Here is a 21989-nt window from a genome sequence, read left to right on the forward strand (position 1 = left end):
GTATACCCCTGAAAAAATCAAATAGATTCAGGGAATCCGGAATTTTAGATCAGCGTGCATCGCAAGGGCGTCTGAGTTGTGAAACACACCAATGTGTTACAGAGACGGCACTTGAGGCAGGTTGAGATTATCCAGGAGCTTCTTGCGTTCCTGCCGGTTCTTCCTGTCCTGCTTGTAATGGTGTGGCAGGACGCGTTGATGATAAGTCTCCAGAGGGCGAACCAGGGTCCGATCCAGGACTTTCTTGCGCAAAGACCACTCCTGTTCCGAAATCCCCGCATTTTCCCGGATCTCTTCCATGGCCTCAAACGCCAGGTCAATCGCGGTCATGCTGAGTTCGATATCATGCAACGCCTGCTTCGACGTCACTGGTGGAGCCTGGGAACGATTGTCCCAGCGGGTCTTCAAATGCTGTAACAAGCCATTCAGATGGTCCCATTGCTGTCCGGTCTCCTCGAAGAGTTCCGGTTTCTCTGCAGCGAGTTCAATCGCCCGGACCACCGAGTTGATCGAACGGTCAGAGCCTGCGCCGTAATTGATCGCGTGCAGACGATGAGCAAACTCCAGTTCCGGCGGAGCATCATCAGATTTTCTATAAAGTTCAGCGACCTCATCGTGCATGAAGTAACTGATCATCGGGTCATAGATCGAAGTAAAACGGGTAACGCGCGTAATCAGTTCTACCGAGGGAGAAGGTTTCGCCATCGCATCGGATAGAGCCTTGAAGTAGAGCATCCGGCGTTTATCTTCATTGTGGATAAAATCATTCTCATTCAGCCCTTCAGCAGCAACCTGTCTGATCAGCGAACGGGGGTTGTCAGTGATCTGTTCTTTAGCCGGCTTGCGATATTTCCAGTACTGATCCGGATATTGCACCATCAGTTTATTCTGCGCTGTGACTTCGGACAGCCTGCGGAGCACGATCGGGTCGTCCTGCTCATTATGCATCCAGTTAATCAGTCGTTCGGTCCGTTGATCACGGCCCACCATCCGCTGAACTTCTTCGCGTTTCAGTCCCCAGCGCATCATTTCATAGGGAAGCGTGAAGGCAAATTGACCTGTCGCTGAACTGTTTACCGAAGTTGGCTGATCTGCCACCATCTGCTGGAGAGACTCATTGGAGTAGGCGGCCAGGTTCAACAGAACTGACCAGTCCCAACCTACCTGTGCCAGCGTGCGACGGACCTGAGGTGCCTGGAGGCGATCCAGCAGTCCGGGGCGAACAAAGCCCTCTTCAGAATTGGTCGCCAGGAACAGGGTTTCTCCATTCGCAATCTCAATGGCCATTACCTGTTTGAATTCCGACAGAAATGTGCGGGCGATTACCCGCAGAGGTTGTGCGCCAAAATCAATATGCTGGAAGCGCTGGCAGAACATGCCACCTGCTTTCAGATGCCGGGAGACATTTCGATAAAAATCAGCCGTATACTCTGACTGAGATTGAGCGACTACAGACTGCACGGGATTACTGATAATCAGGTCATAAGCAGCAGTCGTTTTTGCACGCGAGGCCATGGCCAGAGCGACAGGGGACTGCACCAGAGTGACGCGGTCAGAATCCAGTGCCGAGATCGAATTACGGGTAGCAATTTCATCCTGATATAACTGAATCAGTCCCGGATCATGTTCCAGACAGGTGATATGCTGCACTGGAAAATCCAGGCTGGAGTTAAGACTCACTCCCGATCCCAGTCCCAGAAACAAGACATCGGCGGGGCGGTCATGCAACGTTACCGGTATCACAAAAGGCATCAGTTCCCCTGTTGTATGGGGGCACAGCCCTGCATCGGTAGTGGTGACTCCTACAGGCAGCCCGCTGCGGCGGATTTGCAGCTGGTTTTCATGATATGACCAGACAGTATATGTTCCGTGGGGTCCTTCTACTTCTGACAGACAGCGACCTTCATCCATGTAGGGAAGCAGATCCGGTTTTAAGCCGTAACGGAGTCCGGTGAATGTATTCGTGGAAAACAGGAGTTTCGTGGAACGATGCGGATCATAATTATTGTACCCGGAAGTCAGGACAACCAGCAGGACCAGAGCACAACTGACGCCGGCTGTCTGCCAGCGTGACCGGGGAAAGCGGAACTGGACAGCCCAGATCAAGAGTGACAAGCAGGACAAAGCCCCCGTAGTCGCCAGAGACAGTATTTTAAGATCCACACGTGCGGTACCAATCAACCAGGACCCGCAGAGCAATCCTGCCAGCAAACAGAAAGGTTGCCAGACCGGCAGACGATAGACGGAAATGTTGTTAGTGCTGTCTGACTGGCGTGTGATCGACAGCTTCATCCAACCACCCCAGCAGAAGCCCAAAGGTGCCAGGAACAGCGTCAGCAGCCCGCCTCGTATCACCGCCAGCAGAAATGCAAATTCGATGTAAGCGTTGGCATACAGCATCCAGTTCACCAGGAATGGGAACAGTGCCAACGCCGCTGCTCCGATCAATGCAGCTCCCAGGGTCAAGCGTGATGCGAGTTGTGAACCCCGCGCTGCACTGCGTGCTTCAATCCAGTACCAGGCTGCACTGACGCCTGCGAGCAACGCCGCCCAGGCAGTCACTTTCAAATAGAGTGAGTCCGGATAGAGCTGGAAGACGACACGCTCAATGATGACAGTCAGAAAACCGGTCGCCAGGCTGACCAGAAAGCCGCTGGCAATCAGCAATCGGGAATGTTTCCACTGCATACTTCCTTTTTCGGAATCGTTTTTGGCGTTCAACGGACTGCCAGTGGTCATCGTCTGCAGCCAGCTGACCATACCGGGCAAGTATCGAGTGGCCAGCTTGCGCAGCCAGGGACTGACCACAATCAGCAGAACGATACCCACTGCGGTCCCTAGTGTGAGATTCCAGCCCAACGCGGGAACCAGGCAATAGACAGCTGATAGCAATGCGAATGTCACGCCGGTGAGAAAACGTGCAACAGGGGAGACCAGGGGGGTACTACCTTCGGACTGCTGTTCGAGTGAAGCTCTGACTGAGAACCAGCAGATGCGGGCAGTCCAGAAAACTACAGGCAGCAGGAGCACCATAGCAGAAAGTGTCATCAGTCCCGTTAAAAAGACCGGGTTAGAAACCTGATCCAGTGAGATCAGATGCAGGATCTGGTTGAGCTGCCAGAGCAGTATTGGAAAACAAAGTGTCCAGATCGAAAACAGAGCCAACGTGATGCCGGTCCGAAAGCGCTTCTGTTTCCAGCGCGTCGTTTCAGACTCGCAATTCCCTTTATCTGAGGCGGAAGAGGGTAATCCCAGCCAGATTCCCATGACCGTGGCCAGACCGATGCCTGTAACGACAGACAGATGTGCTCCAACCAGGGTCTGAAACCGCTGAATACAGGCAAGCAGAAAAAGGCCGCAAATCCAACCGGACAGGAAAGCGAACCCTAATCGCGTCTGAGCGAGAGTGAGAGTGAATTTGACTAGATTTTGAGCAAACGAACGTATCATGGCTTCCTTGCCTGTCGTTATTGATCAATCGGAATTGCATCACGGCTTAAAGTTTCATACTCTAAGTCATTCTTTAAGAGTCCCTTAGCAGCAATTTCTGCCGATAGAATCGCAGGGACCGAAGACTGTGTTTTATCGAAAATGCGTAAATATATGCAATACCAGTCGTTGTAACCCCATTACCACTTGCCCGCCAACAACACACTTGTACACTACACTAGTCAAAGATACGTCACTGAGTAAAAATAGGTAGATTCAAAAATCTCCCATTCCACTTTGAATAGAAATCATCGGTGTGAAACGGAAAACCCAACGCCCAATGGCCTCTCCCCCAGTCTCCAGACTGAGCAGCCAGCCAGAAGATCCATGGTTGCCATCACAGTTCACGTATTCTTTGATTTTCTGCTGCCTGACCTGGGTCACAGGTTTCTCAGCGTCGAATGCTGCCGAGACCAGTTATCTGGTTACAGCGAAAACTGCGTCCAGTTCAATTCAGACAGATGAGCTGAAATCTCATATCGAGTTCCTGGCCAGTGACGCACTCGAAGGACGCGAAGCAGGTACCCAGGGTGGCCAGGCTGCTGGAACCTATATCCGCAATTTTTTACAGAAGCATGGTGTCCAACCCGGAATGGGTGAAGAAGGCTACTTTCAGGAGTTCGATGGGGGATTTCGGAATATCCTGGGAGTCATTCCGGGTAATGACCCAAAATTAAAAAACGAATACATTGTCATCGGGGCTCACTACGATCATGTGGGGTACGGCAAGCCCTCCAACAGTCGGGGTGGGGTCGGTCAGATTCATAATGGCGCTGATGACAACGCCAGCGGAACTGCAGCCCTGCTGGAAATCATTGAAGCCATCTCTGAGCATAAAGAGCTCCCCCGGCGTTCTATCCTGTTCGCCTTCTGGGATGCTGAAGAGATGGGATTGCTTGGCTCCCGACACTGGATGAATTACCCGAGTGTTCCACTCGAACAGATCCAAATTTATTTCAACCTGGACATGGTCGGGCGGCTCAAAAAACAACCGCTGACTTTATTCGGCTCCCGTTCTTCCATCGGTTTGAGATCCTGCACCGTCAAATGCAATCATCGTGACACGGATCTGAAAATCAAATTTGACAGTGCGATCCGCCCCGACAGCGACCACTGGCCTTTCTATCAGAAGGGAATTCCCTTCCTGATGCTGCATACCGGGAAACACGATGACTATCATCGTCCTGAAGATGACGCCTTCAAAATCGATTACGCAGGTACCCAGAAATGTGCCCAGCTGTTGACCCAGCTGGTATTTGAATTTGCCATGCAGGATAAAAAGCCGGAATACCGTGCTGCAGATCAGGATATTCTGGCTGGGATCGATCAGGAAACAAGAATCACGACGCAGGATCCGCCCCGACTGGGTGTCGCCTGGAATGCAGACCAGTACGAGGAAGGGCATCTGATGATTACTCAGGTTCTGGCCAGTTCAGCAGCGGATGCCGCTGGCCTGAAGGTCGGGGATGAGATCATTAAAATCGACGGACGATCGCCTGTAGAAGCGCCTGGATTTGCAGCGCTGGTACGGAGTTCCCCTGAAAAGATCAAGCTGCAGATCAAACGAAAAAAGGAAGATGAACTACTGGAAATCCCGGTAGAACTTTCAGGCAATCAGCTCAAACTGGGAATTCAGTGGCAGACTGATGAAACCGAACCCGAAGTGATGGTGATCTCGAACATTATCAAATCATCGCCTGCAGATCTGGCCGGTCTAAAAATCAACGACCGGATTTATGAGATCAGCGGACGCTCATTTGAGAGCAGTGATGAATTTCGCGAACTCGTAAAAGATCTGCCTCTGCCCTTGAAACTTCAGGTCGAACGCGAGGGACGACTACAGCACTTTGAAGTTCAATCAATGAGATGAGATTTCCATTCGACCTGGTGTGCATTGAGGCCGGATTTTGTCAGTTCCTCTTTGAGCGTTTTTTCCGGTACCACGCGTGCAGAGCCTGTACGATAGACGCGAACTTTGACACCATCCTCGTCCCCGGTAGCACGCCCCGCCAGCGTGAGAATGGTTTGAATATCAGCGGGCTGATATTTTTCGCGAGGCTGTGAGTCGGCTTTGACCTTGTAACTGCGATCATCGATCAAAATATCGAGGACCTGCAAAGGGAGCTCTGCCAGGGTTTTCTGTTCTCGTGGTTCCGGTTGGATTAAAACCGGGATCATATCTGACTCCGTCGAGGCCATTACGGAGGGCGAACTCTCTTCCGCCTGTGGTTCAGCCTTCTCTTCTCCCTCCCCCGGTCCGGAATTAATGCCGGGACTCAAGCCGATAAACTGGCCCAGAATGATCCCCAGAATTAAAACGCCTCCCCCGGCATACATCATTCGCTTTGGTTGCTTGCGCATCATTCGGTCCTGTCAGTGGGTGAGAGAAAATCGCATAATACCGAACCACACCTCTGATACGGAATTCAGCTGTATGATGAGCATAGAAACATCAGGGTTGAGATTTCAGTTTTCGCATCAGGTCCAGAATCACCTCCACAATTTTATCTGAAGCATCTAACTGGACCCGGTTGGTTCCCATCCAGGTTTCATACCCTCCCAGTTTATGCTGCTCAGGTGTGGGCAGATAACCGTTGTAACCGTTTGCCAGTTCAATCGTGAAGGCATCTTCAAATGGGGCTTTTTCTTTCAGTTCCAGACCGATTTCACAGAAGGTTTCAAAGGGAATTGCAGCCACAGTCAGATCACCAATTCTCAATGCCTGTAGTATTACAGTAATTTCATCAGGACCTTCCAGCAGTCGCTGAACTCGCTCTGCATAATTCCGCTCGTAACGATGATGCTGTTCCGCACCCTCCGGTTGAGCCATCACTTTTTTGAAATAAGCCTGCATCGCGGCATCAGGTTTACGGACCTTTAATGTCAGTTCTGCATTGGCTGCTCCGAGAGGAACCCAGGTCTGATACTTTACCTGCTGACAGGCGTCGGCCACACGTCTGGCGACCAGTTCTGCCACCTGGTTCATCTTTTCGTACGCAGCCATCCGCTTGCCGGGCTTCTGGAAATTGATGTTATTGATGTCACCACTGGTGCCGTTCGACAGCATTCCCACAAACGGAGGATCTTCCGGCTTCGCACCGAGCAGGGGGCCAATTTTTTCGGAAAAGATACCGAAGTAGTCTGCAGAGATTTCTCCTTTATTGACGCCTCCCACATAATGCAGAGAGTAATTCGCCAGGAGCGCCAGTGGCCGACCATCCAGCGACTGCACACTGATGAATGAGATTTCCGGATCGATGGGCCCTGCGGGTTTTACCAGAGCGGCATTGCCCCGCGGTGGATTCATCCGCACTTTGTCGACCCCACCGAATGGATTCTTACAGAAATCAGGATTTGTCGTATACCAGCGACGGTTAAAAACTTCAGAAGGTTCATCTACGCCGCCCCAGCCGATGCGTGCCGGTTCCCGATTCTCCATCGCACAGCGGACACAGTCAGCTATTCTTCGTGCCAGGAAGTCGTGATATTTGGAACTGCTGGCGCGGGTCGCGGAATGCGTGTGAGTAGCCGCCATCAGAATATTCTCGGGTGGCAAATCGGTTTCTGCTTTGATGTAATCCCGGGCCGCCTGAAATACATCAACAGTGATCCCCAGATTGTCACAGATCACGAAGGCGATTTTAGTTTCACCGTTATCCAGTACCAGACAGCGGGCGTGCAGTTCATCGTGTACGTTTTCGGCCGGAAACGGTTTGAATCCACCGACGATGTATTCTCCCAGAGGAGGCGTAATATTGCTGGTCGCTGCCCCTGCCTTCAGAACCTTATCAGCCGCAAAAGTTGTGGTGGTACTGAATACGAACAGGAACAGACAGAAACTGGCACCCCAGATTCCTCCCCTTGACTCAAGTCGGCTGAATTTATACGTCATCTGGTCTGCTCCTCGGGATGATGGTCTGCATTGTTGTGTACGTAAGCTGCTCCTACGATTATAAGAATGAGGAACCACCAATACAACAATCTGCATCGCTGGATGAAAACAGCGGGGATCGTCAGCGCTGCTTTGCGTTCTGCAAAACCGGCAACAAGAGCTTAACCCTCTGAAACAGTCTGCGGATTCAGATCGGGAATGTCTTCAAAGGGGTGCCCGTTCTGCCAACCGGATTTCCCTGTCGCACGAAAGTGTTCCAGGCGACGAATACTGATCTCACAGAAAATGGGATCCAGGTCAGCGGTCAGGCAGCGGCGGCCCAGTTGCTCACAGGCTATGAGCGTAGTACCGGAATGAGCAAACAGATCGAGTACAAAGTCATCCTGTTGAGAACTGGCCTGCAGAATTCGTTCGACCGATTTGATCGGCTTCTGGGCATAACATCCTGAAACATTTTCTTCCATGCGATAGAAGACCTGCTGAATATCGACCCAGACATTCCCGGGCCTGATGTTCTCGGAACGGCCCCGTTCGAGGTTCTCCGTCTTTTTTCCGTTGATGTTTTTATAGTACCCGCGCAGGATCTTCGGGATATCCGTGTATTGTACTTCAAAAAATGGATTACCTCGCGTGTAATATAGCAGTTCCTGACGCACGGCCATCCAGTTTTTCTGCGTGCCATAACCACGCTGATTCCTCATGGTGACAAAGGACCGTGATTCGAACAGCCCGGTCTGCTGCATCATCATCATGAACTGGGGCAATGGTTGAAAATGCTGATTCTGGTCCGCTCCCAGCCAGACATAAAAGGAAGCATCCGAACTCAGAAAGCGGGCCGACATGCGCACCCAGTCGGCACACCACTCAATAAACGTATCGATATTACGCAGATCGAAGGCGACCAGGTTATAGGGCGGGTCCTGAATCGCCAGGACAGGACGATCCTCGCCGATCAGCCTGCTGATCTGTTCCGAATTGGTGGCATCTGCGCAGGCCACTCGATGTCGACCGGTGGGATCCTCCCAGACTTCTCCCGGCTTCAATCGGCAGAATGGTAACAGTTGTTCTCTCAAAACCAAATCTTCGTCCAGGCGCGGCAGAGGATTGTTTTTCATCTGACTCTTTCTTTCGCCGGGTTTTGTGTCAGGAAGCGAAAGGTCATTATTGCAGCTTATTGTCCGCTTTGAGTTCCATTCGCATATCATCATAGTCTTTTATTTGATGCATCAGATAAAAGATCTGGAACCAGAATATACAAATTTGTATTTTCGGGAAAGAGTTGAATCCCCCTGCTGTGGTAGATCCTGGAACTGTCACTCGATTCTATTATCAGTCTCTATAACGAGGAGCGAACAACTCAGTCTTGCAGTCAAAATCCATTCGAAACATACTTAGCAATCTTCAATAACACACACCAGCTGACAGGATGTCTCCACAAATGAAACTAGAGCTGTCCGAAAAGACAAAACTGAATGCTTCTCCGCAGGTCATTCATGAATGGCTCAGCAATCTTGAGAACTGGCCCAAGATCAACGATAAGATCAAATCGGTCACCGTGGAGGGGAATCGTTGTTTCGGTGAGATGGAGTTCAAAGGTAAAACACTGGAATTTGCCGGTATGGTCCCGGAAGATGATGACCCGTTAAAGATCACCTGCAATATTGTCATCCAGACGGAGTCGGAAAAACGAGACCCCGAACACATGACCGTGGTCTATGAAATCAGACCCGGTGGACGTGCCACTCAAATTGTCGAACGCATTATTTTCGAGAGAGAAATCCCCTTCTGGGGCTGGTTGCTCGTCAAGCTGATTATGAAAATCGGTAAGCCGACCGGTCTGACAAACCTGCAACGGATCAAAGAGCATATTACTGCGGAAGACTAACTGTAAGGAGGGTGATTTACTTGTTCTCTTTGAGAACGAATTCACCGTAGTAGCCGATATTCGACTTATACTTTCCGCTGAGCGTTGCTCCTTTCATCAAACCAATCCACTGGTACTGATGCCCGCGAATGGTCGCCTTGCCTGACAGGTTGTATTGACTGCCTGTGGATTTAAACTGAAAGGTCGCCTCATATTTGAAAGGATCCCCTTTAAACAGCCCGGTAAAGGTGGCTTTCCAGCTCCCCTTCTCGTCAGACGTAGCGACACATTTCAAGGGGCCCGTCGTATTGTACTTGCGGTTATTCCATTTCCCTTCCCAGGTCCGTGTCTCCCCAGCCCGGACCTGGGAAAGGCAGAACATCCCCAGCACTGCAATCAGCATGAATCGTGACATCGTCGCCTGCTCCTGCCTGAATCGAATTTCGAGTGAGAAAAATCATCTCTCTGACTGAAACTCGTCAAAGCGCTGACAGCAGCGACATTTTTGGTCCCTTTTTTCTGGAACCTGATATCAATCTCTCAGATATTTGCGTCCCCAACTACGCTAAACTACTGACAGGATACAGGTTGCGAAACGGTCATATTCGTGTTTCGCGGGAATCAGGCACTCTTCCGCAAAGAGTAAGGTTTAGAATTCGTTTTTAGCGAAGCAGCGCTTTCAGACTGCGTCGAATTACCAGTCGACAGATTTCGGCGGAGCCTTCGTTTGCAGTGCTGATTGTAGAGGATGCGGGAATAGCGTCCGTAGTGCAGATCGAGGACGCCGGTAGTACTGACGAAGGCCAGAATCGAACCGATGGTGACCTTGGGATAAACGCAGGCAAACCGCTTTTCATAGCGCGGTCGAAAGCGGCTCTTAAAATGTCGCAAGCCGGTAAAATCAAAAATACTGGTCAGATAATTTTCTGCAAATCGCAAGCCGTGCCTCACCAGCGCACTGTCCCCGGGCAGGCGGTGACAGTCACGCCCCAGATCCAGACAGAGCCCGGCCTGCGCAACACCTTCCTGTTTCAGCTGCTGTAATACGAAATGAATCAGGAAGGCCATGGTGCCTTTAACCGAATCCAGGCGATGCCGATAGAGTTCTGTCGCCCAACCGGTCCCATTCAAAATGGGATTACAGATCACAAAGCCTTCGATCCGTCCCTGGTATCGGGCAACGAACAGGCGCCGTCGCCCGAGTGCATGATTGTCAATTCGTCCCTCAAAAAATCGCATCGCTTTTTTTTGAGGTTTACGCGTCAACGATTCGTCGGCGACTTCAATGACCTCGGAGATGATATCGGACCAGTGCACCGGATGCAGTTGATCTGGACGAACTTCGCAGGCGGTCATCCCCTGCCGGAGGCAATAATTGGTCTGTCGGCGGACCCATTCATAGTCTTTTCCCTGCCAGGTGCAGGTATCCAGATCGATCATCGGGTCTTCGCCCCACTTGGTCACCTGAAACTGCATTTCCTGGAACAGGGGAAGATCTGCTTCTCCGATGTTGTGAAAAGCAATTGATAGTCGGTTCTGTTTTGCATACTCCAGAAATTCGCGTACCAGTTGAGGCTTATGGGGTTCGGGAGCAATCAGGCCTCCGCCGATGATGATATGCCGGTACCAGCGTTTGTAGGAGATCAATCCCCGTTTCCCCTGAGACCAGAACAGATCACGATCCGGTTCGGAAGCCAGATAGGAATCAAAATATCTGCCATGCTCAAAAATAAAATCGCGCAGTTCTGTTTCTGTGTGCTCCTCAGGCAGGCCCAGCGGTTCGTGATCGAATGCCTGATGCGAGGGATCGATCCGCCACTGTGTCCCAGCTTGTTCAAAACGGTCTGCGTTCTGACTGGTCAGCTGGTCGACGGGCAAGCCCTGGCGTGTCTGCCCCTGATCGCTCTGATGCAGTTGCAGGCCCTGTCTGGAATGAGAATCAGCTGACGACATTGGTGTGCTCCGAAAATTAACGGACCGTGGTACGGAACTTCCTCGTGTGGGAGGCAGGATTTAAAATGAATCTCTTCTTCAACTCAGGCAGCCCGTTTCTGAACTTCTGCATCCTCAGACTGCTGAACCAGGCTCTGCGGGTGCATCAGAAAGCCGCGCAGCGTATTGATGAACGCTGCAGACTGATTTCCGTTGACCATACGATGGTCCAGCCGCACAAACAGGGAAGCCTGTTTACGCACGACGACTTTGTCATCCACAACGACAGGGCGTTTTTCAGTCGCTCCCATGGTGACGGCGATACAGTATGCATTCAGCGGGAGCGACGCGGGTTTATGGGCAATCAACGGCGGTGCACCGGAGAATCCCAGATAATTGACGAATGCCCCGGCATGATTCAGTCCCTGCTGCCAGGGCCAGATGGTGGGAGCCCGAAGCCAGTTGCCGGCCGTGAATCCAACTTTTGATGTGTGTAGAATCCAGGAAAGCCGGAGCCAGTGACCCAGGTTGATCAATGCGTTTTTAAACGTCGATCCCTCTTTGACGCGTTTTTTATCACGGGCCACCTGCATCGATTTTTCTCGGGCAGATTCCCAGAAGAAACCCGCGATCTCGTCGAGTGAATAATCTTCGGCTTTCCGCATGAAGACACAATCGACTTCGCCCGTGCTGGTCTGCAGCATCGGCATGACGATATTCACGCCCTCGTACTGATAAACTTTTTTCCCAATCACCCGGCGGTTGACTTCTGGATGCTGTCGCAGGCTTTCAGCCACGGCACGGACCAGAACATGCGCGGGAGTGAGCAACGTGCGGTTGCGGCTGCGCTGCTCTTCCAGAAAGGATTCCAACTCTTCGGTATCGACCGTGGTTCCCCAGACGAGCATCGGATCGCAACGGAGCGATGTACTCGCGAGATAGGTGGTATTGATCCAGCCAATCTCGGAGAGTGGCACCGGTTTACTCTTTGTCGCCCAATACATATCAGACATCCTGTCTATTGGATTTGTAATACTCTGACGTCCTGTCCAGAGTAGTTTCAGGCAGCTTTTTTCTGCTCTGCCTGTCGCTCTGAAATCAGCTGAGAAATCGTGGCGGGATTTTTAAATAAATCTGGTCTGATATCCTGAAAATCGAGTCGTACTTCAAAATCAGATTCGACGAAGACCAGCAGGTCCATCATCGTCAGGGAATCCAGCAGACCGGAATCAATCAGTTCGGTGCTGTCAGTAATTGTCTGTCCTGTGATGGAGCTGAGAAATTCAACCAGTTGTTCCTGAATCGATGCACTCATTAGTCGTGTCCTTTGCAGTTGCAGACGAAAGTTAAGATTACAGATCGCCGACTGCTGCCAGTTCTGACAGCTTGACCCGATCGACTTTCATGGCGTGATTTAATGGTATTTTCTGTAAGATCCGGATCCGGTCCGGTACGAGTTGGCGTGGCAGCTGGCTACGACAGACACTCAGCATTTCTGCTTCCGTGAGTCCCGCATCTTCTGGAGTGGTTTCGATGTACAATGCCAGCCGCGTACCTGTATTTTTTGCTTCAAAGGGGACCGCCACCGCCTGCGACAGGGGAAAAGTTCGCAACGCGAATTGCTCCAGATCTGCCGGATGCACGCGATAACCGGATATTTTGACCAGTGAATTTCGTCGACCCTTGATGACGATTCTGCCTGACTGATCGAAAGTGGCCAGATCTCCCGTATAGAGCCAGCCGTTGTGTATCCGTTTGCGGGTCTCTTCCGCATCTCTCCAGTAGCACTGCATGATGTTGGGGCCACGCGCCCGCAGCTCGCCAACCGTTCCTGCAGTCACAAGTTGTCCACTTCCATCAACTATCTGCAGCGTTACTCCAGGTATTGCCTGACCGATGGTTCCGTCACTTACACCGACGAGTTGCTCCGGTGGTACGTAGGCCAAGCGAGCTGTAGCTTCCGTCTGGCCGTACATGACAAAGAAACGGGCCGGATGGATGACATCACTGATTTCTACAGCCTGTGTATGAGGCAGGGCACCTCCCGCAACAGACATATAACGCAGATGTGGAAACTGCGTCTGCTTAAACGAAGTTCGTTCCAGCAGAATCCGAAACAGGTCGGGGACGGCTGAGAGACTGGTGCATTCATGGCGGATCATTGCTTCCAGAATGCTTTCAGGAAAAATGGTATTCCCGTCCAGAATCAGGTGCGCCCCCTGTAGAATGTGAGACTGCAGTACAGAGTTTCCAAACGCATGATGGAAAGGCAGGATGCATAAAGGCCGTTCGTCTGCCTGCAACTGAAGGTAATCCTGGATCGATTGTGCGTTAGAGATCAAGTTCCCATGACTCAGCATGACCCCCTTGGGCATCCCACTGGAACCGGATGTAAAGAAAATCGCAGCCAGGCTCATCGCAGAGCGTGCAACCGGCTGGAGTGTATTTACTGGAACTGTTCCGGTCACAGATTCCTCTGAATCCATGCCCTTTACAGTATATTCTTCCAGATCCGGGTGACGCCTTAAAACCGGGGTGGTTGTAATCGTACAAATCGCCTGCGTTGAATCCAGAATATTCTTTAGCGCGCCGCTCTCCGTATTCGCTGGAACAGGCACAACGACACCGCCAGCGAACAAGACTGCATAGAAAGCAGCGATATACTCCACGGAATTGGGAACCAGCAGTACAACACGGCTTCCAGATTCAAAACCGGCGACCTCAGACAGCTGTTCGGAAATTTGTCTGACCAGCAAAATCAGCTCACCATAACTCAAGGTCCGCTCAGATGTGGAAATCGCGGGTTGCTCACTATGCAGAGCTGTGATTTCCAGTAGTCGATCGACCAACCCTGCTCCCGTACTTTCAGAGGTCACCTCCTCCAAAAGGGTTATGGGAGAAGCTGCAAGCGGATGCTCGACCAGCCTGAGGCTGGAGAGAAAGTCTATGGGGAAGTGCATACGATACGGTCTCAAAGTGTAAATTGCTCTCTTCAGAGAGAGTCCCTCTGACCGTAGTAGATCGGAGGGTAATTTCCCTCATCCTTATCGGCGTTCCATGATCGTTTGCACCGCTGAATCGGTATACATACCCCCGTTTTTATCAGGACGACCAGACCAAACACCCTATTCCACCCATCTGCCCAACCAGAACGAACATCACAGGGGATATAAAGGGATTTACACCTAATCTATTCAGAACTATCATCCACCCGTTCAGTAAATAGCCGATACCACTGATTGTGGCCTTTTCTCCAGCAACAATCTCCGGCTGACCTTTATGTGCCATTCAAACTTTCTCTATTTCCGAGTAAGTCCCATGCAAGTGAAGACTTCGAATCTGGAAAAGCCACAAACCCTGCCCCTGCTCATTGAACCGGCCGATCAGGGGTCTGCCTCCCTGAGTGACCTGATTGAATACATCTCACGGGAACGGAACTGGCTGGATCAGACTCTGCTTGAGCAGGGAGGCGTGTTGCTGCGTGGATTCACCATTCAGGAAATTGATGAATTTCAGGACGTGGCCCAGGCGCTGATTCCAGAGTTAAAGCCGTACGTCGAAGGGCAGTCTCCCCGCACAAAAGTGACCGGGAACGTATATACTTCCACCGAATTTCCTGCCCAGTTTCGCATCACGCTGCACAACGAGCTTTCCTATACCAAGTCGCCCCCGCCGCGAATAGTATTCCACTGTCATCTTGCTGCGGAGACCGGCGGAGAAACGCCAATCGTCGACTGCCGAAAGCTCTACCGTGAGATGTCAGCCGAGATTCTGGCGAAGTTCGAAGAACGGGGAGTCCGCTATGTTAAGAACATGCATGGGCAGGAGCGGGGGATCGGCAAGTCCTGGATGGATTATTTCGAAACCAATGATCGGGATCAGGTCGAAGCATACCTCAAAGACAACGACATCGAATTTGAATGGACGGCCGATGGAAACCTGCGTACCTGGTCCATCCGCCCCGGCACGCTGGCCCATCCAGTTACAGGAGAAATGCTCTGGTTTAACCAGGCGGATCTCTGGCATATCACCAATGTGAATGAACGAAACCGCGCTCAGCTGCTACAGCGGTTTGGAGAAGAAAACCTGCCAACCCACGCGTATTACGGAGATGGTTCCCCCATTACCGATGAGGATCTCGCTGGAGTCCGAAAGACCCTGTGGGAGACGGCCGTTATCTTCCCGTGGCAGCAGGGCGATGTGCTGGCCCTGGATAATTTCAGTGTCGCCCATGGCCGGATGCCTTATGCAGGACCACGGAAGATTCTCGTTGCAATGGGATAAATTTAGAGTTTTAAATGTCTAACCACTAAGGCAGGACGGTATGGCACATACAACGGCAGCACCTGAGTCAGACACAGATTCTGCTGCGATCTGGCTTCCCCAGGATCTTCAGCAGTCGCTGGAAAGGATGACCCGGGGACAGCGAATCGGGAACTGGCTGATCAATCCTTACAAAAATTATCTGATCCCTGCCAGTTGGCTCAAAAGATTACTACAGTCGAGTCAGAGCGAGTTACTCGCGGAGACCTTTCGCCGTCCTGGTGGCTGGAGGGCTATGGAAATCCTGTACCGGAAAGATGCACCGGTCGACCTGCTGGATCGACAGGCGATCCTGGATAACCCCATTTCCAGAGCTTCACGGAATCGATTGCAGACGGTAACCCAAATCCTGATCGATCTGATTCAGGCTTGTCAGTCGGACGGTCCCGTCATTCTCATGGGCGTCGGTGCTGGCCCGGGTCGTCATGTGCAGACCGCGATTTCTCGATTGCAGTTAAGCGCAGACGAAGTCCACGCCCACCTGATCGACCTGGACGATGATGCCTTTGAATACGGACAACAACTGGCAGAACAACTCGGAATTTCAGACTGTATCAGCTTCCTGCAGGGGGACGCGCGCGAGATTCAGACGGTATTACCCGATGTCAAACCGAATATCGTCAAACTGATCGGTCTCATCGAATACTTGAATGACCAGCAGTTACACGAACTGTTGTCCGCCCTGCATACAATCATGGTCCCGGGGGGAAACCTGGTCACACATGGGATTCTGGATCCCTGGCATGGTGCTCCCTCTCTCAAACGGATCTTCAATCTACAGCACATCAGACGCTCCGGCGATGATGTAAGACAGATGCTGGAAACCGTCGGATTTCGCGTCATCGACCAGGTAACCGAACCGATGGGAATCTATCCGATTGTGACCGCAGTGAAGCCGATGGTAGAGTAAGATTTAAGATTGTTATTTACGGCTTACGCTAACGTCTCAAATGTAATATTCGATGACGTGTTCCTCCTCGACGGACATCCGGTAATCGTGTCCTGGCGTGACCAGAGCGACATCATCCAACAGCAACTGCGCGACACGCATCGCCTGACCACGCAGTTCCGGAACTGCTGTGGTCTCCCAGAGAGTCCCCTTCATCAACGGTCCAACAGCGAACAGGAACTCAGAGGGATTTCCTTCCGCATCAATCACCGCGAAATCGGCACCGACATCGATGCCCATATCCAGTTCGTCTGGGCGGATGAGTCCCCGTTTGAGCAGATTCTGGAACAGCGGCACACTGGTGCCGGAAAATCCACAATTGGGTCCGGTGCAATTAATGACCAGTCCCCCCTCAAGTGACTGGGTTAAACCGGTTTTGTTCTGAACATCCACCACGACCTGATCATTCTGAGACGTGACTCCCGTGATTCTGCCCCGTACCACTTTGAGGCGTCCTTCGGTAATCGCTTCCGTCACCCGTTGATGAATAGGCTGCGCAATCCGATGTCTGATCACATTCCAGCGGGCAGCGTAACGTTTGAGAAATTCCTGTTTTTCTTCGAGGTCAAACTGCTGCCAGATCCGCTGCGTGTGGGGCCGCAGTCGATCGACGACGATGCCAGGGTTCTCACCAATCCGCTGCAGCTGTCGACAATGTTTTTCCAGTAACTGGACCAGGTTTTCGAGGCCCAGGCTCTCCGGCTCTTCTGGCAGGAAGTCGGGATATTCAATGCCGCGGAAATGAGCCTGCGGAATCATGCCGTTATGCGACACTGCGATCATATTCCCTTCCCAGCCCAGTTCGCTGAGCGTGAGAAAGACGTCGATCATCGACAATCCGGTGCCGAGCACAATGATGTCCTGATCGGGATCCGGAATCTTTTCCATCCAGTTCCCCCAGGGGTCTGCGCAATAGGCGGGATGCGTAAAATCTTCCCCGGCCAGTGAAGTGGGAGGCTGATTCCCTGTCGCCAGCAGCACGCGATCTGCTTCCAGCGTTGAGCCATCACGGAGTGTGATTTCTGCACTCCCGTCAAAACTGTAATCTATATCGACGGCTTCATTTTCGACGACGCGGATTTCCGCCGGATGATGTGAGTCAATCGGCTGCATGTAATTCGCGAGGATACTTCGCAGATAATCGCCATAGATCCGTCGGGGGACATAAGTCTCACGCAGTTGCGGATCGGGCAGGTCGCTGTAATCCACGCGAGTGCGTAACCAGTCCAGAAAGTGATTGGCATGGTCGGGAACAGCAGACATGTTGCGAGCGGCGACATTCAACAGATGTTCTTCCCGTTTCGTGCCATAAGCGACGCCACGTCCCAGTGGATAGCGGTCGTTGATCAGTTGAATGCAGAGCGGACCGTCACTCAATCGTGCCAGATTCACCGCTGCCATGGTCCCGCTGAATCCGCCTCCAATAATCGCCACTGTCTTCATGAGAGTCCGGTCCTTTCGCACACCGCGTCGACCGGAGTAGAAGGGTTCCGGCTGTGAGTGTGTCACTCAGAATGTTTGCTGATGGAATGACTGCGATCTGACTCAGGGAGTCTTCTGAATTGTACCCAGATCGTATTACCAGCAACAGACAACGGCCCATAAACGGCCCGGTCTCCATCAGCAGTCCTGCTGAACAATGGGCGTTTTGTTTCCCTGAGCATCAATGGCTACGTAGGTAAAGGCGGCTTCGGTCACTTTGAAACGGGGGCAGTCGGACGCTTCGTGTCGCAACACTGGCTGGACCCAGACCTCCAGCGACAGGGTAATCGATGTTGTCCCGATCCGATCAATCTGGCCAAAACAGCAGACAACATCTCCCACCTTGACCGGGCGAATGAATTTCATCGACTCTACTGCGATCGTGACGGTGCGGGTGCCGGCTACCTCTTTTGAGAGAATCCCTCCGGCAATATCCATCTGCGACATGATCCAGCCTCCGAAGATGTCTCCGTTGGCATTCGTATCCGCCGGCATGGCCAGCGTACGCAGTATCAGTTTTCCTTCCGGCAGGTCACAGAACTCTTCCATGGTTGTCGTTCCTGTTTCTCTGTTGTCGGTGATGGACGCGTCTCCCTGATACAACGAATACGTATCAGCTCAGTTCACGCGTGGAGGACGACCATTATTCTTGGCTACATGACTGCCCCAGACCAGCAGATTTTTACTACAGTCATCGCGATCGATCAGAACTTCAATAAAAGCAGGACCATTATGCGACTTTGCCGTTTTGATCGCCTCATCCAGTTCACCTTCGGTCGCCGCTTTACCACTCCAGCCATTGCCGTCCGCAGCATTGAAAACATGAACCAGATCAGCGTAGTTCCAGTTCTTGATATTGTTATACGGTCCGTCGTGAATTTCGACTTCGATGGTGTAACCGCCATTATTGATCAGGAAGATGATCGGATTCAGGTTGTACCGGATGATGGTTGAAATTTCCTGTGCGGTCAGCTGGAACGAGCCATCGCCGATCAATGCAATGGGCCGTCGTTCCGGCGCCCCGATACAGTATCCCAGCAGCGCTCCCACAGACCAGCCGATGGAACCGTATTGCATCTGGATTTCAAATCGGGATCCGGTCGGCAGATTGAGCTGCATACCGTTGAACCAGGAATCTCCCGTTTCTGCAATGACGGCTGAATCTGCGGTCAGCATCTGTTGGACACGCGAAACCAGCTGTCGGGTCGAGAGAGGCGTCTCGGGGGCACCAGCAGATAGTGCAGGCGGATCTTCCTGAATTCGTTTATAAGCGACCATGGAAGCATCGTTGGCTGTGATGCGGGGAGCCAGTTGCTCAAGGAACTCGGACAGTTTCACATTACTAAAAGTCTGATTCGGGCAGACTACGCTGTTGGGGCGAGCCTGAATCACCTTACTCGGGTCTACCAGTGCGGCGTGTCCCGTTGTCGTGTAATCGGTGAAAGTCGGGCCGGCGAACAGGCAGAGATCTGAAGAATCGACGATTTCGCCACAGCCAGGCGATCCGACAGGCCCCCAGTAAATGCCCATGTAATTCGGATGCTGTTCGTCAAAAAAGCCCTTGGCATTGGGCATACTGGCAATCGCGTAGCCTGAGGCATCAGCCAGCTTGTGAAAATTTTCCTCGGCTCCAAAGGAACGGAGCTTGACCCCCGAGACCAGAACGGGCTTGGCTGCGTTGTTGAGCAGATTCGCCACATGATCGACGGCTGCTTTGAGCGATACAGGGTCGCTGGCAGTGGGACCTCCAAAGGAGCGAACATTTGGTTTGGAGGTGATTGCATCCGCAATGTTGCAGGCGATTTCAATGTAGACCGGCTTACGAAACCGCAGGGCGGTCTGAATCGCATGGTCGATTTTCGTTGGAGCTTCATGGGGATCGCGGATCGTGACCGCTTCCGCTGTCACTTTGGAAAAGATATCTCGCTGGTAATCATAGTCCAGTTTCCCCAGTGTGTGATGCAACATTTCGAATTCGGCTTCAGAATTCGTATTCGGGCCGCCGGAAACAGCGATGACAGGCAGGTCTTCCGCATACGCTCCGGCAACAGCATTGAGCAGGCTCAGACCACCGACACTGTAAGTTACGAACACGGCACTGGCTCCACCGGTGGCCCGGGCATATCCGTCTGCAGCATAGCCGGCATTCAATTCATTACAGCAGGAGATCATCTCCAGATTCTTATTCTCCAGGATCCGGTCCAGCAGAACCAGGTTGTAGTCTCCCGGGACGGCGAAGTAATGCTTCAAGCCGATTTCTTCGAGACGGTCAGCCAGATAAGAACCGACGGTGGTGGTACAATGGTCAGTCATGAGTATTCCTTACAGACAAAAAATGCTGGCGAGACGATCAGTCGAATTAGAGAGACTTGTATTCGGGTTTCCACATGGTTTCTTCGATCCGCTGATCGATTTCCTCTGCGGTCAGGGAATCTGCGACTTCCGCATCAATGGCTGCCTGCGCGACAGCCCGGGCAATGGACCGGCCCACGTCGCGGATAATCGTCAGAGAAGGGAGTAGCGAAGCCGTCGGATCCTTGAGGGCCGGAGAGGCCTCTTTTAAGGCAAACGCTGCCGCCATGAACATGGAATCGGTAACCCGTCGCGCCCGGGAAGCCCGAATCCCCAGTCCCATCGCAGGGAAGATGTAACTGTTATTACACTGGGCGATTACATGGGTCACACCATTATATTCCACTGGATCGAAGGGGCTGCCGGTGGCGATGACGGCTTTGCCGTCCGTCCATTTCAACAGGTCTTCGGGTGTGGCTTCTGCCCGTGAGGTTGGATTCGAAAGCGGAAAGATGACGGGATGTTCTTCGTGGCTGGCCATTTCCCGGATAATCTCTTCGGTAAATGCGCCCGTCTGTCCCGTGGCGCCGACCAGGACGCCTGGTTTTGCATTGCGGACGACATCCGCGAAAGAGATCGCACCACTCACATCGCAGTCCCAGCCCTGGAGGTTCTCTGGTGACTGCGCGAGTCGCTGATGCAATTCATCCAGATCGCTTCTACCGGAATGCAGGAGTCCATCTCGGTCGATCACATAAAACCGGGCCTTTGCTTCATCCTCACTCAAGCCGGACTGAAGCATGGCCTGTTTCAACTGCAGACAGATGCCCACTCCTGCAGAGCCGGCCCCCAGCATCACGATGTTCTGGTCGGTGAGTTTTCCGCCGGCTGCTTCAATCGCTGCCAGAATTGTTCCCGTTGTGACCGCGGCGGTTCCCTGGATGTCATCGTTAAAGGTACACAGGTCATCCCGATATTTATCCAGAATTCGCTCCGCATCGACTGAAGCGAAATCTTCCCACTGCAGGAGTACGTCCGGAAACCGTTTCTTGACGGCCTGGACGAACTGATCGATAAAGGCATCGTATTCCGCCCCCTTGATGCGGTGTTCCCGCCAGCCGACATAGCGGGGGTCATCGAGGCGTTCTTCGTTGTTCGTCCCCAGATCGAGGAGAATCGGGAGTGTCTTGGCCGGATCAATCCCGCCACAGAGGGTATAAAGCGAGAGTTTACCGATGGGAATTCCCATCCCGCCGGCCCCCTGGTCGCCCAGTCCCAGGATGCGTTCCCCGTCGGTCACCACGATGACTTCGATATCCCGTTCGATATTTTCCAGGATCTCGTCCATTTGATCACGTTCGGGATAAGAAATGAAAATTCCGCGGGGACGACGATAAATGTGGCTGAACCGTTCACACGCCAGACCCACCACCGGTGTATAAACGATGGGCATCATCTCGGAGATATGCTCCAGCAGCAGCCGGTAGTACAGGGTCTCGTTCTCGTCCTGCAGCTGTCTCAGGAAAATATGTTTGTCGATATCGTTCTGAAAATCGCAAAAGGCTTCATAGGAGCGTTCAACCTGTTCCTCAAGCGTGTCGATATGGGGTGGCAGGAGGCCCACCAGACCGAACTGACTGCGTTCTTGGTCGCTGAAGGCGGTCCCCTTATTCAGGAGGGGATCCTCAATCAGCAGATGTCCCCGTTTCTGTATCGAAAATTCTTCGGTTGACCGTCCTGAATTCATAGTAAGAATTGCCCTAAAA

At 52.2% G+C, this 21989-nt stretch carries 17 protein-coding genes; 4 read left to right on the forward strand and 13 right to left on the reverse strand.

Annotation, left to right across the window (positions count from 1 at the left end):
* Nucleotides 1-96: 96 nt before the first annotated feature.
* Entirely contained in the window at nucleotides 97-3450 is a 3354-nt protein-coding gene (locus HG66A1_RS26145; protein ID WP_145191197.1) for a spermidine synthase, read from the reverse strand.
* Nucleotides 3451-3820: 370 nt separating this feature from the next.
* Here HG66A1_RS26145 and HG66A1_RS26150 point away from each other — a divergent pair, with 370 nt between their 5' ends.
* A complete protein-coding gene (locus HG66A1_RS26150; RefSeq protein WP_197996812.1) occupies nucleotides 3821-5359 on the forward strand; it encodes a M20/M25/M40 family metallo-hydrolase in 1539 nt (512 codons plus the stop codon).
* Here the strand turns inward: HG66A1_RS26150 and HG66A1_RS26155 are convergent.
* The 3 genes from HG66A1_RS26155 to HG66A1_RS26165 all read right to left on the reverse strand — a co-directional run bounded on the left by HG66A1_RS26155 (nucleotide 5344) and on the right by HG66A1_RS26165 (nucleotide 8496).
* Complete coding sequence (locus HG66A1_RS26155) at nucleotides 5344-5853, reverse strand: hypothetical protein (RefSeq protein ID WP_145191203.1); 510 nt, start codon at nucleotides 5851-5853, stop codon at nucleotides 5344-5346. The two genes, HG66A1_RS26150 and HG66A1_RS26155, sit on opposite strands and share 16 nt — an antisense overlap.
* A gap of 88 nt (nucleotides 5854-5941) precedes the next feature.
* Complete coding sequence (locus HG66A1_RS26160) at nucleotides 5942-7381, reverse strand: hypothetical protein (protein WP_197996814.1); 1440 nt, start codon at nucleotides 7379-7381, stop codon at nucleotides 5942-5944.
* 161 nt (nucleotides 7382-7542) lie between these two features.
* The gene (locus HG66A1_RS26165; protein WP_145191206.1) at nucleotides 7543-8496 is read right to left on the reverse strand and encodes a DNA-methyltransferase; all 954 of its coding nucleotides are present in this window, start codon (nucleotides 8494-8496) and stop codon (nucleotides 7543-7545) included.
* A gap of 323 nt (nucleotides 8497-8819) precedes the next feature.
* Between HG66A1_RS26165 and HG66A1_RS26170 the strand changes: the two genes are divergently transcribed.
* Nucleotides 8820-9266 (forward strand): SRPBCC family protein, encoded by a 447-nt coding sequence (locus HG66A1_RS26170; protein ID WP_145191209.1) that lies wholly within the window; start codon nucleotides 8820-8822, stop codon nucleotides 9264-9266.
* 16 nt (nucleotides 9267-9282) lie between these two features.
* Here HG66A1_RS26170 and HG66A1_RS26175 read toward each other — a convergent pair whose 3' ends face one another.
* From HG66A1_RS26175 to HG66A1_RS26195, 5 genes are all read right to left on the reverse strand, one after another.
* On the reverse strand, nucleotides 9283-9660 hold the full coding sequence (locus HG66A1_RS26175) for a hypothetical protein (RefSeq protein WP_145191212.1): 378 nt from the start codon (nucleotides 9658-9660) through the stop codon (nucleotides 9283-9285).
* Between the two features lie 206 nt (nucleotides 9661-9866).
* Nucleotides 9867-11198, reverse strand: coding sequence for a bifunctional lysylphosphatidylglycerol flippase/synthetase MprF (locus tag HG66A1_RS26180; protein WP_145191215.1), 1332 nt, complete (start codon nucleotides 11196-11198; stop codon nucleotides 9867-9869).
* An 83-nt stretch (nucleotides 11199-11281) separates the two neighbouring features.
* On the reverse strand, nucleotides 11282-12181 hold the full coding sequence (locus tag HG66A1_RS26185; RefSeq protein WP_197996815.1) for a 2-oxo acid dehydrogenase subunit E2: 900 nt from the start codon (nucleotides 12179-12181) through the stop codon (nucleotides 11282-11284).
* Between the two features lie 56 nt (nucleotides 12182-12237).
* Nucleotides 12238-12492 carry an acyl carrier protein gene (locus HG66A1_RS26190; protein ID WP_145191221.1) on the reverse strand — a complete coding sequence of 85 codons (255 nt, stop codon included), beginning with the start codon at nucleotides 12490-12492 and terminating at the stop codon, nucleotides 12238-12240.
* A 37-nt stretch (nucleotides 12493-12529) separates the two neighbouring features.
* Nucleotides 12530-14026: a class I adenylate-forming enzyme family protein gene (locus HG66A1_RS26195; protein WP_197996816.1), complete on the reverse strand. Its 1497-nt coding sequence runs from the start codon at nucleotides 14024-14026 to the stop codon at nucleotides 12530-12532.
* Nucleotides 14027-14495: 469 nt separating this feature from the next.
* On the opposite strand from HG66A1_RS26195, the gene HG66A1_RS26200 reads away from it, so the two are divergent.
* Both HG66A1_RS26200 and HG66A1_RS26205 read left to right on the forward strand, forming a co-directional pair.
* Nucleotides 14496-15461, forward strand: coding sequence for a TauD/TfdA family dioxygenase (locus HG66A1_RS26200; protein ID WP_197996817.1), 966 nt, complete (start codon nucleotides 14496-14498; stop codon nucleotides 15459-15461).
* A 40-nt stretch (nucleotides 15462-15501) separates the two neighbouring features.
* Complete coding sequence (locus tag HG66A1_RS26205; RefSeq protein WP_145191231.1) at nucleotides 15502-16410, forward strand: class I SAM-dependent methyltransferase family protein; 909 nt, start codon at nucleotides 15502-15504, stop codon at nucleotides 16408-16410.
* A gap of 36 nt (nucleotides 16411-16446) precedes the next feature.
* Here the strand turns inward: HG66A1_RS26205 and HG66A1_RS26210 are convergent, their stop codons facing one another.
* The 4 genes from HG66A1_RS26210 to HG66A1_RS26225 form a co-directional block, all read right to left on the reverse strand.
* The gene (locus HG66A1_RS26210) at nucleotides 16447-17958 is read right to left on the reverse strand and encodes an FAD/NAD(P)-binding protein (RefSeq protein ID WP_197996818.1); all 1512 of its coding nucleotides are present in this window, start codon (nucleotides 17956-17958) and stop codon (nucleotides 16447-16449) included.
* A gap of 111 nt (nucleotides 17959-18069) precedes the next feature.
* Nucleotides 18070-18480, reverse strand: coding sequence for an acyl-CoA thioester hydrolase YciA (gene yciA / locus HG66A1_RS26215; protein ID WP_145191233.1), 411 nt, complete (start codon nucleotides 18478-18480; stop codon nucleotides 18070-18072).
* A 69-nt stretch (nucleotides 18481-18549) separates the two neighbouring features.
* Complete coding sequence (locus tag HG66A1_RS26220; protein ID WP_145191236.1) at nucleotides 18550-20244, reverse strand: alpha-keto acid decarboxylase family protein; 1695 nt, start codon at nucleotides 20242-20244, stop codon at nucleotides 18550-18552.
* A 46-nt stretch (nucleotides 20245-20290) separates the two neighbouring features.
* The gene (locus HG66A1_RS26225; RefSeq protein WP_145191239.1) at nucleotides 20291-21970 is read right to left on the reverse strand and encodes an NAD-dependent malic enzyme; all 1680 of its coding nucleotides are present in this window, start codon (nucleotides 21968-21970) and stop codon (nucleotides 20291-20293) included.
* Between the last annotated feature and the right edge of the window lie 19 nt (nucleotides 21971-21989).

Source organism: Gimesia chilikensis (assembly GCF_007744075.1).
GTDB classification, from domain to species: domain Bacteria; phylum Planctomycetota; class Planctomycetia; order Planctomycetales; family Planctomycetaceae; genus Gimesia; species Gimesia chilikensis_A.